The sequence below is a fragment of the Kitasatospora albolonga genome, from assembly GCF_039535905.1.
Lineage (GTDB): Bacteria > Actinomycetota > Actinomycetes > Streptomycetales > Streptomycetaceae > Kitasatospora > Kitasatospora albolonga.
This window is the reverse complement of the sequence record NZ_BAAAYB010000021.1, coordinates 14,505-26,548: the sequence shown is the minus strand read 5'-3', so window position 1 is coordinate 26,548 and position 12,044 is coordinate 14,505. Positions and strand designations below refer to the sequence as shown.

Here is a 12,044-nt window from a genome sequence, read left to right as displayed (position 1 = left end):
CGCGTCAGCTCCGATGGGCCAGGTAGCGCCGGTAGGCCTCCAGGCCGTCGGGCACGAACTCCCACTCCGTCAGCCGCTGGGCCAGCTCGGCCTCGGTGAGCCAGCCGTGCCAGTCGATCTCCTCGACCTGCGGCTGCACGGGGCCGTCCCAGCGGGCCTCCCAGACGTCGCACCACCAGGAGAGCCCGGGCTGGGAGAACAGGAACTTGAACAGCGGCCGCGGCTCCACCCCGGAGACGCCGAGCTCCTCCTCGGCCTCCCGGACGGCGGCCTCGGCGTAGCTCTCGCCGGTGCCGACCACGCCGCCGACGAAGGCGTCGTACGTCCCGGGGCCGTAGCCCTTGGTGGCGGCCCGGCGGTGGACGAAGATCCGGTCCTGCGGGTCGCGGACCAGGACGAAGGAGCAGCGGTGGGTCAGGCCCTGCCGGTAGACCTCGGCGCGCGCGGCGGTGCCGATCACCTCGTCGCGCTCGTCGACCACGTCCAGGATCTCGTCCTCGGGGTTCGTCATGGCGCCCACGCTACCCACCTGACGGGGTGTCGGGGGAGAGGGGACGGGAGGCCCCGCACGTCAGCGCACCACCGATGATCGGACTATCGTTCAGGGGCGGACTGTACGGCGGAGCGAAGGCGGCACGTGGTGGTGGAGATCTGGGGCGAGGTGGCCGAGGGCTTCGAACCGGTCCGGGAGGCGTTCGCGCGCAACTTCCGCGAGTACGGCGAGCTCGGCGCGGCCTTCGCGCTCTACCACGACGGCCGCAAGGTCGCGGACCTCTGGGGCGGCGACGCCCGGCCCGAGGTGGGCGGCCGCCCGGCCCCGGCGGTGGCGTGGACGGCGGACACCGCGCAGGTGCTCCGCTCGGTGACCAAGGGCCTGACGGCGGCCGCGGCGCTCCACCTGGTGGGGCAGGGGCGGCTCGACCTGGACGCGCCGGTCTCCTCGTACTGGCCGGAGTTCAAGGCGGCGGGCAAGGACCGGGTGCCGGTCCGCTGGCTGCTCTCGCACCAGACCGGTATCCCCGCACTGGACGTGCCGCTGCGGGTGGAGGACGTGATCGCCTGGGAGCCGGCCGTCGCGGCGGTGGCCGCCCAGGCGCCGTTCTGGGAGCCCGGTCGGGCGCACGGCTACCACCCGTACACCTTCGGCTGGCTGGTCGGCGAGGTGGTCCGGCGGGCCGACGGCCGCTCCGTCGGGCGCTACTTCGCCGAGGAGATCGCCCAGCCGCTCGGCCTGGACCTGTGGATCGGCCTCCCGGCGGGTGCCGCCCCCCGGGTCGGCCGGCTGGTCGACCTGCCCGGCCCGGCCGCGGCGGCCCAGAGCGCCTCGGGCGGGCTGCGGCTGCGGCCGAAGGCCTCCGTGACGGCGGCCTACCAGGACCGCACCTCGCTGACCTCCCGTTCGTTCGCCTCGGTCCGCTCGGCGGTGGACCTGAACGACCCGGCCATCCAGGCCGTCGAGATCCCCGGCGCCGGCGCGATCGGCACCGCCCGCTCGGTGGCCCGGCTGTTCGCGGCGCTGATCGGGGCGGCCGACCGGCACGGCGGCACCCCGGGCGAGCGGCTGCCCGCGCTCTTCGGACCGGAGCTGCTGGGCGAGGCGATGGGGCCCGCGGTCAGCGGCCCGGACAAGGTGCTGATCGTCAACACCACCTTCGGCCACGGCTTCTTCCGGCACGGGCCCAGCTCGCCGATGGCCTCCCCGGCCTCCTTCGGCCACCCGGGCCGCGGCGGCTCCCTCGGCTTCGCCGACCCCGAGCTGGGCATCGGCTTCGCCTACGTCACCAACGGCATGATGCCGGGCGTCACGGGGGACATCCGCTCCCGCACCCTGATCGCCGCCGTCCGTCAGGTCCTGGCGGACCGTCAGCCGGTCTGAGCCGTACGGCCCCGGGTCCCGGCGCTCGCGGCGGTGCTCACGGACCGTCGGGTCCGACCGCCCGTCAGGCCCTGCCGCGCCGCCGCGACAGGTCGACCAGGGCGATCACCAGGGCGGCCCCGACGATCGCGGCCGAGGTGAGGACGCCCGCGCGGAACGCGGCCTGCCACCCGTCGCCGACCCGCGCGAAGAAGACCGAGCTGACGATCGCGATGCCGGCCGCCGAGCTGACGCGCTGTCCGGTCTGGAGCATGCCGCTGGCCGTGCCCGCCTGGGCGACCGGGACGTCCTGGAGGGTGAGCGTGGAGTTGGGGCTGATCACCGCGCCCGAGCCGACGCCCGCCACGAACAGCGGCAGCGCCGTCGCCCAGCCCGCCGCCGGACCGGAGGCCAGCGAGGCCGCCAGCCAGGTGCCGGTGAGGCCGAGCACCACCAGCACCAGACCACCGGTGATCATCCGGCGGCCGAAGCGGTAGACGTTCCGCCCGGCGACCACCGAGCTCGCGGCGGTGCCCACCGCGAACGGCGTGATGGCCAGCCCGGCGGCCAGCGCCGAGTACCCGAGCCCGCTCTGCAGGTAGAGCGTGAAGATGAAGAAGATGCTGGTGAACCCGGCGAAGTAGACCGCCCCGAGCAGCGCGCCCAGCGAGTACGAGCCGAAGCGGAACATCCCGAGGTCCACCAGCGGCGCCCGTCCGCCGCGCGCGTAGCGGTGCTCCCATCCGAGGAAGGCCGCCAGCAGGACCGCGCCCAGTCCGAGCAGCAGCCACTTCGCGGAGCCCTGCCAGCTCCGCTGCTCGATCAGCGGCAGCAGCAGGGCGAACACCGCACCGCCCAGCAGCAGCACGCCCACCGGGTCGAGTCCGGCCCGGGCGCCGCGGGCGCCCTGGGCGGCGCGCTCACCGCGCGGCAGCAGGCGTCGGGCCAGCGGGAAGGCCAGCAGACCGATCGGCAGGTTGACGAAGAAGACCCAGCGCCAGCCGTGCTCGGTGCCCAGGGCCTGGATCAGCAGCCCGCCGAGCACCGGCCCGACGGCGGTGGCGATCCCGATCGTGGAGCCGAGCAGGCCGAAGGCCTTGCCGCGCTCCGCGCCCCGGAAGAGCTGCTGGATCAGGCCGGAGATCTGCGGGGTGAGCAGCCCGGCCGCGACGCCCTGGCCGAGCCGGGCGGCGATCAGCCAGGTCTCGCTGCCGGCCAGGCCGCAGAGCACCGAGGCGGCGGTGAAGAGCGTCAGCCCGGCGAGGAAGAAGGTGCGGCGCCCGTACGCGTCGCCGAGCCGTCCGGCCGGGACGAGGGTGAGGCCGAAGGCCAGCACGTAGCCGGAGAGGACCCAGGACAGGCCCGCCTCCGAGGTGTGCAGCCCACTCTGGATGGAGGGCAGGGCGACGTTGACGATCGACACGTCCAGGAAGGACATGAAGCCGACCAGCAGGCAGACCCAGAGGGCCTTCCACCGCCTCGGGTCGAGACCGTCGGCCGGGTCCGGGGCGGGCCCGGTCCGGACGACGGGGGTGCCGGTGGCGGCCTTGCTGGTCAACGCGGCGTCATCCTTCGGGGCGGATTGGTTCGGTAGGGCAAGTAATAGTTTACGCCCGAAGTCTCCCGGTCCGCCCGGTCGGCCGCCCCGGTCAGGCCTGGCCGGTCTCGAAGCGGCTCACCTTCCCGTCGGTGACGGTGAAGCGCCAGGCCGTCCGCATCGCGCCCCAGGTGTCGTTGCGGTAGTCCGCGACGAGGGCGCGGCCGCCGTCGCTCTCGCTCGCCACGTCGATGTGGCCGTTGGAGGAGAACACCTCCCGCTCGGTCCAGTCGTGGAGGTCGCGCTCGGTGCCGTCGTCGGACATGGTGGCGTCCGGGGTCAGGGCGGCCCGGAAGGCGGCGCGGTCGTTGGCGTTGAGCGCGGTGAGCAGCGCGCGCACGGCGGGGTCGCCGAGCTGGGAGATCGGGACGGACATCAGGGCCTCCGGGGAACGGGGGACGGCGGTCGCGTCCAGCGAACACTCCGGCGGCCCCGGTGCGGGTGACCTTGCGCCGTCCGTGGCGCGCCGCGGCTGACCGCCCGTCAGTGATCGAAAAGAGCTGGGCCGCCGGCCGCCCCGCTGGTTAGCCTTCGCCGCATGAGCTGGCTTCCCGAGGACTTCGTCCACCCGCTGCACGAGCCCCTGATCGAGGGCTTCCACCTGCGTCCGATCAGGGCCACCGACACCGAGATCGACTACCCGGCCGTGATGGGCTCCCGCGAGCGGCTGTTCGAGCTCTTCGGCCCGGCCTGGGGCTGGCCCGCGGCCACCATGACCGAGGAGGCGGACCGGATCGACCTGGCCCGCCACGAGCGCGAGGCCGAGGCCCACCAGTCCTTCAACTACGCGCTGCTGAACGCCGCCGAGACCGAACTGCTCGGCTGCGTCTACATCGACCCGCCGGAGCGCGCCGGCGCGGACGCCGAGGTCTCCTGGTGGGTGGTGGACGCCCGGGTCGGCAGCGAGCTGGAGGCCGCGCTGGACGCCTTCGTGCCGCGGTGGATCGCCGAGCGCTGGCCGTTCGAGCGGCCGCGCCTGATCGGACGGGACCTCAGCTGGGCGGAGTGGATCGCCCTGCCGAAGCCCGAGTAGCCGACGTCCCGGCGCGGGCCCGCCCCTCCCCCCGGAGGGGCGGGCCCGCGCCGTGCTCAGCCGGCGTTCTGCGGCGGCAGCGCGGCCACGACCGGGTGGTCGTAGCCGAGCGGGCCGAGCCGGGTGGCCCCGCCGGGGGTGCCGATCCCGTCGGTGAACTCCACGTTGACCGCGGTGAAGTGCTTCCACTCCTCCGGGGTGTCGTCCTCGTAGAAGATCGCCTCGACCGGGCAGACGGGCTCGCAGGCGCCGCAGTCGGTGCACTCGTCCGTGTTGATGTAGAGCATCCGGTCGCCCTCGTAGATGCAGTCCAGCGGGCATTCGTCGATGCAGGCCCGGTCCTTGACGTCGACACAGGGCAGGGCGATCACATAGGTCATCGGGCGGCCGTCCTCACGGTTGGTTCCAGGTGGGTGTTCTGACGCGCTGTCCGGACGCGGGTCGACCGTATGACCTCAAGTAAACTTGAGCACAAACAGGAGGCCGCCCCGCATGACGCGCCATCAGCCCGGCGAAGCCCGGGCCACCCCCGACGACTGGCTGGCGATCGGCGAGGTCAGCGCCCGCACCGGCGCGGCGGTGTCGGCGCTGCGCTTCTACGAGGAACTGGGCCTGATCGCCTCCGAGCGGGACGGGCGCAACCAGCGCCACTACCCGCGCCACATGCTCCGCCGGATCGCCCTGATCTCGGTGGCGAAGCGGATCGGCATCCCCTTGCAGGACCTCCGGGAGGCCTTCGCCGACGTGCCGCTGGACCGGCCGCCGAGCCACCAGGAGTGGCAGCGCGCCTCGCGCGAGTGGCGGCTCCGGCTGGAGGAGCGCGGCTGACCATCGAGCGGCTGGAGGCCGAGCTCACCGGCTGCATCGGCTGCGGCTGCCTCTCGATGAAGGCCTGCGCGCTGCTGAACCCGGGCGACGAGCTCGGCGAGGACGGCGCCGGCGCCCGTCGGCTCTTCTGACGGACGGTCATCCCGTCCCGCCCGTTCCGCCCTTGCCGTCACCGTGTCGGCCGGGATCCGGGGCGGCGGTGTGCTTGTATCCCTTTTGCGGGGGATTCATCCACCGAAGGGAGCCCTGGATGGGGCCGGCCGAACTGCTAGTCCTGACCTTCCCCCAGGAGACCATCACCGTCGAGGCGGTGAAGGCCCTGGGCCTCCTCCGGGCGGCGGGCGAGATCAGGGTGATCGACACCCTGGTGGTCACCCGTCAGCCCGACGGGGAGGCGACCTACGGGGAGCTCGAGGACTTCGAACACCTCCGGGGCGTGGTCGACCCGGACCGCGAGGAGCTCCAGCTGATCGGGCCCGAGGACGCCCAGGAGGCCGCCGAGCTGCTGGCGCCCGGGACGGTGGCGCTGCTGGTGCTGATCGAGCACGTCTGGGCGGCGGCCGCCGCCGGCGCGCTCCGGGAGCTCGGCGGCCGGATCGCCACCGGCGTCCGCATCCCGCAGGAGAACATCGAACAGGCCGTCCGGGCCGCCGAGGCGCGTCGCGTCGCGGCCGGACAGTAAGAGGAGGAGCCCGTGTTCCGACCCCTGCGTCCGATCCGCCCCGTCCGGGTCGTCCGACCGGTGGGCGCCCCGCTGGTCCGCGGCCTGGTGGTCGGCGGCGCCGCCTACGCCGCCGGCCGCAGCGCGGCCCGCTCGGCCCAGAACGAGCAGGACCAGAACGCCGCCATCGCCGACCTCCAGGCCCAGCAGGCCGCACCCGTGTACCAGGCACCGCCCGCCTACCAGCCGCCCCCGGCCCCCGCCGCGCCCGCCCAGCCGGACGTCGCGACCAAGCTCGCCGACCTCGGGCAGATGGTCCAGCAGGGCCTGCTCACCCCGGAGGAGTTCGCCGCCGCCAAGGCCAAGCTGCTGGCCGGCTGAGCCGGGCCGGCCCTTCGGGCCGCGCACCGAGGGCACGTCCTGCGGCGCGCGGCCCGATCTCCTTCCCCCGTCCCGTCCCGTCCTTCCGCTTCGTGCCCGGCCCTCGTCGTCCCGGCCCTCCCTCCGGGATGATCGGTGGCATGCCGACCCTCGTGCCGCCCACCGTTCCCGCCGGATCGCTCGCCGCCCGTCCGCAGCCCGAACTCGACGGCGGCGACGGCCTGTTCCTCCGGCCCTGGCAGCCCGGCGACGCGCCGGCGGTGCTGACGGCCTACCAGGACCCGGAGATCCAGCGCTGGCACGTGCGCCGGGCCGACTCCCTCGCCGAGGCGGAGGGCTGGATCGCCGACTGGCGCGGCGGCTGGGCGACCGAGACCGAGGCGCACTGGGCGGTGGTCGACGCCGGCGGCGGACTGCTCGGCCGGGCGGCGCTCAAGGGCCTGGCCCTCCCGACGGCACGGCCGAGGTCGCCTACTGGGTCGTCCCGGCGGCCCGGGGCCGGGGCGTCGGCCCGCGCGCGGTGGAGGCGGTGGCCGACTGGGCCTTCGCCACCGCAGGCCTCGCCCGGCTCGAACTCTCCCACGCCGTCGGCAACGCCGCCTCCTGCCGGGTGGGCCGTCAAGACCGGCTTCATCCTGGAGGGCACCCGCCGCAGCGCCTGGCCCCAGGCCGACGGCCGCCACGACGCCCACCTGCACGCGCGCCTGCGCACCGACTGACCTCGCCGCCGGTCCGTCCGTCCGTTCTGCGGCCCGCCTCCCGCCCCGGCGCAACCGGCGGGCCCGAGCGGGCGCGGGCGCCCGAGTGCCACCTGACGGGCCGTCGGGCTCCTACTGCTGCCCGATCATCATCAGCTTCTGCGGGTCCCGCACCGGCTCGAACCCGGCCCGGGCGTAGACCTCGTGGGCGTCCAGGGTGGAGAGCAGCAGGCGCTTCAGCCGGTAGGGCGCGAGCAGCTCCACCACCGACTCCGCGATCCAGGTGCCGAGGCCGCGGCCCCGGGCGGGCCGGTCCACGTAGACGTCGCAGAGCCAGCCGAAGGTCGCGTGGTCCGTCACCACCCGGGCGAAGGCCAGCTGTTCGGCGTGCCCCGGGGTGTAGACGCCGAGCACCACCGAGTTCGCGATGCTCCGGACGACGGTCTCGCGGTCACGCCCCAGGGCCCAGAAGGCGTCCCTGGACAGCCAGTGGTGCACCAGGTCGAGGTCGATCCTGGCGGGGTCGGTGTCGAGGACGAGGCCGTCCTCCCGGGTGAGCTGCACGGTGTCTCCCTCGGACGTTCAGGCGGCCAGGCCGACGAGGACCTCGGCGCGCGGCAGCCCGGCCACCGCCGCACCGGGCAGGATCAGCTTGCCGCGCCGCCGCCCGCTGCCGATCAGCACCTGCGGGAGCGCCACCACCGCCTCGTCCCACCAGCAGCGGCCACTCCGGCGGCAGCCCGACCACGGTGATCCCGCCGTACTCCATCCCGGTCCGGGCCACGGCCTCCTCCATCGGCGCGAACGACGCCTTCCGGGCCCCGAGGTGCTTGCGCACGACCCCGTTCACGTCCAGGCGCCGGTCCGCCCGGACCAGACAGGCCGCGTACGTCACCTCGCCCCCGCGCTTGGCGGCCACCACCACGCAGTTGGCGGAGAGTTCGAGCGGCACCCGGTAGGCCTCGCAGAAGACCGCCGTGTCGGCCTTCTCCGGGTCGGTGTCCACGTACAGCACCGACTCCGCCGCGTCCCACCCCTTCAAGGCCTCCAGCACCGGCGGGGCCAGCCCCTCCCAGGCCTCGGAGGCGGCCAGGACGGTCCCGAAGTCACCGAAGGGTGCGCGCAGTTCGCTCATCCCCCGGACTGTAGCGCAGCCAGTTCCGTCCGCATCCGGCGCCGGACCGAGGCGACGATCGGGGAGTCGGTGAAGGCCTCTGCGACGAGGGCGAGTTGGGAGCTCTCGGTGCGAAGGTCGGGCGCGGTGGCGGGCGGGGTGTGGCCGTCGGTGTCCGGGTACGGGTAGCGCCGCCCGGCGGCCGCCGCCTCGAGTGCCGCCGCCAGCACGGCGGCCTCGACGGTCGCCTCGGTGCGCCGCGGGTCGAGGGCGGCGGCGCGGCAGGCGGCCGAGGCCCAGCCGGGCACCCCGGCGTGCAGGTGCGCGCGGAGCGCCAGCTGCCCGTCGCGGATCTCGATCACCCGTCGGTAGAGGGTGAACTCCGGGTTCCCGGCCGGGCCGCGCAGGCTGCGGGTCGAGGGCGGCTCCAGGGCGATCTCGGGGCGGACGGCGTACAGCGCCGACCAGAGCGGGTCGATCCGGCGGAGCTCGCGCCTGGCCCGCAGCCGGCGCACCCGCGCGGCGATCCGGCCGCCCCAGGCGGTGACCGTCATCCCGCCGATCACCATCACCAGGGTGGCCAGGCCGATGGCGGCCGAGTGCAGGTTGACCCCGCTGGTCTGACGGCCCGTCCGGAACCCCTGGACCAGCGGGAAGAGGCTCATCGCGGACCAGTACAGGCCGCAGGCTCCGGCGACGACGACCAGCCGCAGGCCGGTGCGCAGCAGCCCCGGCCCGAGCCGGCGGGCCGCGCGGTGGACCAGCAGGGTGAACAGCGCGACGCACCAGAGGCTGTGGGCGGTGAAGAGCGCGTTGTAGGCGGTCAGTTCGGCGCGCCCGGCCGCCCCGACGGTGATGTTCCCGGCCACCGGCGTCACCTCGGCGGCCCGGTAGAGGAGGGCGACCGCGGTCATCACCACGACCGAGCACAGGGCCTGACGCCGCATCAGCGGCCGGTCGCGCTCGCCGTCGCGCACCGCGAGGGCCGTCAGCGCCAGGAAGCACTCGGCCGTGAGCTTGAGCTCGGTGCACAGCAGCGGCAGCAGGTAGGCGACCGACGGCTGGGCCGCGATGCCCGGGCTCCGGGAGAACGGCAGCAGGGCCATCGAGAGCCCGAGCGAGGCCGTGAACGCGGCCAGGTAGCGGGCGCCGGGCTGCAGCGGTCCACCGCGCCAGAGCCGGATCCGGTACAGTACCCCGACGATTGCGACCGCCCCGGCCAGCCACTCCACCAGCGAGATCACGGCGCGCCGGCGGGGCGCCGGCCCCGGCCCCGAGGCCAGTCGAAGACGCCGCCGAGCCGGACCGCCTCCTCGCTCTCCTCGCCCGGGCGCGCGGCCCCGGAGCCCATCCTGCCGCGCAGGCCCGCGGCGCGGTGCAGCACCAGTGAGGCGAACAGTTCGGCCTCCTGCTCCTGCGCGCTGTCGTACGCGCTGCGCCCCAGCACCCGGCGGACCAACTCGCCGGACAGGTGCGGCAGCAGGCCGGCCACGCCCGCGCCGCCGGGCCCCTCGGCCGACGACCGCGCGTCCTGGTGGCCGCAGAGCAGGTGCCCGACCTCGTGCAGCACGATGTGCTGCTGGTGCAGCGGGGTGGTGTCGGTCGGGTAGCCGATGTACTCGGCCCGTTCGGTGCTGATCAGCACCCCGCAGGTGCCGGCCGCCCCGGCGGGCAGCGGCAGGAACTCCACCGGCCGCCCCAGGTGCACGGACAACACCTCGCCGAGGGACGGGAGTTCGAACGGATCGGGGAGGGTCAGCGTCGCCGCGAGCTCCCGACAGCGCCGCCAGAGCCTGCGCCGTTCGCGGTCCTCCATGTCGCCCCCACGAGCTGCCCGAACCCGGGGGACGTCGATCCGGCGCGCTCCGCACGCGCGCCCGCCCCCGCGCTCCGGAGAGCGCAGACGCGAGCCTACTCGGCGCCCCGGGCTCGCGCCTCACGTCTGGCGATTGCTTCGATCATGTCAGTGATGGTGCCCAGCCCCTCGGGCGAGAGGGTCACGGCCCGGAGCGCGACCTCCTGCACGCCGGCGTCCCGCAGGGCCCCGAGCAGGGCCAGCTCCTCGGCGATCCGATCGCCCTGCTCGTCCTCGAAGAAGTAGGCCGGCGGCACCTGGAAGTACTGTGCCAGCGCCTCCAGGTGACGCTTCGTCGGATTGTCGCGCCGTCCGGTGCGCAGCTGCCAGAGATAGGTGGCGGAGAAGGTCTCCCCGGTCGCCTCCCGGCAGGCCCGCGCCACCTCCTCGTTGCTGTGCGGCTCGCCGTTCGGCCGCCTGACGGTGCGGAAGAGCTGCTCGATCCGCTCCCCGAGGACACCGGGCCCGTCTGCCGTCACTGTGCGCCTCCCCGTCCGGCCGCTCCGGCCTCCCCCATCGTACCGATGCGTCCCGGCGGGGCCGGAAGGGGCGTGCGAGACTTCCCCGGTGCTGCTGACCTGGATCGCCGAACTGGCCGACGAACCCCTCGCCCTGGAGCCGGCCGACCGGCCGGTGGAGTGGGAGACCAACACCTGGCACCTGAACGCCGAGGTGGAGGACCGCCGCTCCCTCACCGTCGCCGAGGTGGCCGCCGCCTTCGAACGGACCGCCGCCGCCCTCCGGGCCCGGGTCCTCGCCGCCGGGTACACCGGCCCGGCCACCTTCTACGTCTGGCACGACGAGCTCGCCGGACAGCTCCGCTGCTCCACCGGCACGGCCCCCCCGGACGACCTCCCCTTCGGCGGCGCCTACGCCCCCACCACGGACCTCGCCCCCGTCGTCGCCCCCTTCCTGGCCGACTCCAGCCCCGGCGTCATCACCATCACCGAGCCGTCGGAGGACGACGCGGCGGGCCCGGACCCCGAACCGGCCCCGTTCCCCGTCTGGGTCAGAGCCGTCGGAGCCTGACGGATCATCAGAAAGCCGTCTTATGGCGCCCGTTCGCGCCGGAGTGCTCGGATTCTCGCTGGCCTCCCGCCCGGGTCCTCCCTACCGTGGCAGCCATGAACACATCCCGCATCGCCGTCGTCACCGGCGCCAACCAGGGCCTCGGCCGCGCCCTGGTGGAAGGTCTCGCCGCTCGCCTCACCGAGCACGACCTGGTCCTGCTCACCGGCCGCGACCAGGGGCGCGTCACCGAAGCCGCCCGCGAGGTCGCCCTACTCCCTGCCACCCGCGCCCGGGTGGCAGGGAGGGTGCTCGACGTCACCGACTCCGACGCCATCGCCCGTCTCGCCGCAGAGCTGTCGGAGCGTCACGGCGGCGTCGACATCGTCCTCTCCAACGCCGTCGCCCGCCTCCTGCCGGAGGACTCGCAGTCCGAGCGGGCCGACGAGTTCATCGACGTCTCCAACGCCGCCACCCACGCGGTGCTGCGCTCCTTCGGCCCCGCGCTGCGCCCGGGCGGACGGCTGCTCGTGGTGGCCAGCAGCCTGGGCACCCTGGGCCGGCTGGACCCCCGATTGCACCACCTCTTCGACGGCGCGGACCTCGACGGAGTGGAGCGGGCCGTGGAGTCCTGGCGCGCGGCGGTCCACGATGGCACGGCCGCCGAGGCCGGCTGGCCGCGCTGGCTCAACGTGCCCTCCAAGGTGGCCCAGGTGGCCGCCGTCCGCGCGGTCGCGGCCGCCCGCCGGGACAAGGACCTCGCCGCCGGCACCCTGGTCGCCGCTGTCTGCCCCGGCATGGTCGACACCCCGACCTCCCGCCCGTGGTTCACCGACTACAGCCAGGCCCAGACCCCGGCCGAGGCCGCCCGCGCCGTCCTCGACGTGGTCCTCGCCGAGCCCGTCGACCCGTCCCTCCACGGCGAGCTGATCCGCTTCGGAGCCCCGCTCGACTGGCACGGCGGCACCCCGCCGGTCGAACAGGACCTGATCCTCAAGCCCTGAGTGGTGGCGC

At 74.7% G+C, this 12,044-nt stretch carries 16 protein-coding genes and 3 pseudogenes; 10 read left to right on the top strand and 9 right to left on the bottom strand.

Features of this window, described 5'->3' with window-relative positions:
* Positions 1 to 4 precede the first annotated feature (4 nt).
* Entirely contained in the window at positions 5 to 511 is a 507-nt protein-coding gene (locus ABD946_RS05740; RefSeq protein ID WP_345280716.1) for an NUDIX hydrolase, read from the bottom strand.
* 129 nt (positions 512 to 640) lie between these two features.
* Between ABD946_RS05740 and ABD946_RS05735 the strand changes: the two genes are divergently transcribed.
* Positions 641 to 1,876, top strand: coding sequence for a serine hydrolase domain-containing protein (locus ABD946_RS05735; protein WP_345280714.1), 1,236 nt, complete (start codon positions 641 to 643; stop codon positions 1,874 to 1,876).
* Positions 1,877 to 1,940: 64 nt separating this feature from the next.
* Here ABD946_RS05735 and ABD946_RS05730 read toward each other — a convergent pair whose 3' ends face one another.
* Together ABD946_RS05730 and ABD946_RS05725 are read right to left on the bottom strand one after the other, a co-directional pair.
* On the bottom strand, positions 1,941 to 3,413 hold the full coding sequence (locus ABD946_RS05730) for an MFS transporter (RefSeq protein ID WP_345280712.1): 1,473 nt from the start codon (positions 3,411 to 3,413) through the stop codon (positions 1,941 to 1,943).
* Between the two features lie 91 nt (positions 3,414 to 3,504).
* Positions 3,505 to 3,828: a nuclear transport factor 2-like protein gene (locus ABD946_RS05725; RefSeq protein ID WP_345280710.1), complete on the bottom strand. Its 324-nt coding sequence runs from the start codon at positions 3,826 to 3,828 to the stop codon at positions 3,505 to 3,507.
* 162 nt (positions 3,829 to 3,990) lie between these two features.
* Between ABD946_RS05725 and ABD946_RS05720 the strand changes: the two genes are divergently transcribed.
* Complete coding sequence (locus ABD946_RS05720; protein ID WP_345280708.1) at positions 3,991 to 4,485, top strand: GNAT family N-acetyltransferase; 495 nt, start codon at positions 3,991 to 3,993, stop codon at positions 4,483 to 4,485.
* Between the two features lie 56 nt (positions 4,486 to 4,541).
* Here ABD946_RS05720 and fdxA read toward each other — a convergent pair whose 3' ends face one another.
* Entirely contained in the window at positions 4,542 to 4,865 is a 324-nt protein-coding gene (gene fdxA / locus ABD946_RS05715; protein ID WP_345280706.1) for a ferredoxin, read from the bottom strand.
* A gap of 112 nt (positions 4,866 to 4,977) precedes the next feature.
* Between fdxA and ABD946_RS05710 the strand changes: the two genes are divergently transcribed.
* From ABD946_RS05710 to ABD946_RS05685, 6 genes and pseudogenes are all read left to right on the top strand, one after another.
* On the top strand, positions 4,978 to 5,313 hold the full coding sequence (locus ABD946_RS05710; protein WP_345280704.1) for a MerR family transcriptional regulator: 336 nt from the start codon (positions 4,978 to 4,980) through the stop codon (positions 5,311 to 5,313).
* A complete protein-coding gene (locus tag ABD946_RS05705) occupies positions 5,283 to 5,444 on the top strand; it encodes a MerR family transcriptional regulator (RefSeq protein ID WP_345280702.1) in 162 nt (53 codons plus the stop codon). Before ABD946_RS05710 ends, ABD946_RS05705 begins: the two co-directional genes overlap by 31 nt.
* A 119-nt stretch (positions 5,445 to 5,563) precedes the next feature.
* Entirely contained in the window at positions 5,564 to 5,995 is a 432-nt protein-coding gene (locus ABD946_RS05700; RefSeq protein ID WP_345280700.1) for a DUF6325 family protein, read from the top strand.
* Between the two features lie 12 nt (positions 5,996 to 6,007).
* Positions 6,008 to 6,355, top strand: a complete 348-nt coding sequence (locus tag ABD946_RS05695; RefSeq protein WP_345280698.1) for an SHOCT domain-containing protein — start codon at positions 6,008 to 6,010, stop codon at positions 6,353 to 6,355.
* Between the two features lie 128 nt (positions 6,356 to 6,483).
* A pseudogene (locus ABD946_RS05690) lies at positions 6,484 to 6,780 on the top strand (GNAT family N-acetyltransferase); the annotation flags it as partial.
* Positions 6,693 to 6,908: pseudogene (locus tag ABD946_RS05685) on the top strand (GNAT family N-acetyltransferase); the annotation flags it as partial. The pseudogenes ABD946_RS05690 and ABD946_RS05685, both read left to right, overlap by 88 nt.
* A 277-nt stretch (positions 6,909 to 7,185) precedes the next feature.
* Here ABD946_RS05685 and ABD946_RS05680 read toward each other — a convergent pair.
* The 5 genes and pseudogenes from ABD946_RS05680 to ABD946_RS05660 form a co-directional block, all read right to left on the bottom strand.
* Positions 7,186 to 7,617 (bottom strand): GNAT family N-acetyltransferase, encoded by a 432-nt coding sequence (locus ABD946_RS05680; RefSeq protein WP_345280696.1) that lies wholly within the window; start codon positions 7,615 to 7,617, stop codon positions 7,186 to 7,188.
* A gap of 18 nt (positions 7,618 to 7,635) precedes the next feature.
* A pseudogene (locus ABD946_RS05675) lies at positions 7,636 to 8,179 on the bottom strand (YbaK/EbsC family protein).
* 5 nt (positions 8,180 to 8,184) lie between these two features.
* Positions 8,185 to 9,411, bottom strand: coding sequence for an MAB_1171c family putative transporter (locus ABD946_RS05670; RefSeq protein WP_345280694.1), 1,227 nt, complete (start codon positions 9,409 to 9,411; stop codon positions 8,185 to 8,187).
* Positions 9,408 to 9,983, bottom strand: a complete 576-nt coding sequence (locus ABD946_RS05665) for a ParH-like protein (protein ID WP_345280692.1) — start codon at positions 9,981 to 9,983, stop codon at positions 9,408 to 9,410. The genes ABD946_RS05670 and ABD946_RS05665 overlap by 4 nt, the downstream gene beginning before the upstream one ends.
* A gap of 95 nt (positions 9,984 to 10,078) precedes the next feature.
* Positions 10,079 to 10,501 (bottom strand): helix-turn-helix domain-containing protein, encoded by a 423-nt coding sequence (locus ABD946_RS05660; RefSeq protein ID WP_345280690.1) that lies wholly within the window; start codon positions 10,499 to 10,501, stop codon positions 10,079 to 10,081.
* 88 nt (positions 10,502 to 10,589) lie between these two features.
* On the opposite strand from ABD946_RS05660, the gene ABD946_RS05655 reads away from it, so the two are divergent.
* The gene (locus tag ABD946_RS05655) at positions 10,590 to 11,051 is read left to right on the top strand and encodes a hypothetical protein (RefSeq protein ID WP_345280688.1); all 462 of its coding nucleotides are present in this window, start codon (positions 10,590 to 10,592) and stop codon (positions 11,049 to 11,051) included.
* A gap of 95 nt (positions 11,052 to 11,146) precedes the next feature.
* A complete protein-coding gene (locus tag ABD946_RS05650; RefSeq protein WP_345280686.1) occupies positions 11,147 to 12,034 on the top strand; it encodes an SDR family NAD(P)-dependent oxidoreductase in 888 nt (295 codons plus the stop codon).
* Positions 12,035 to 12,044 lie beyond the last annotated feature (10 nt).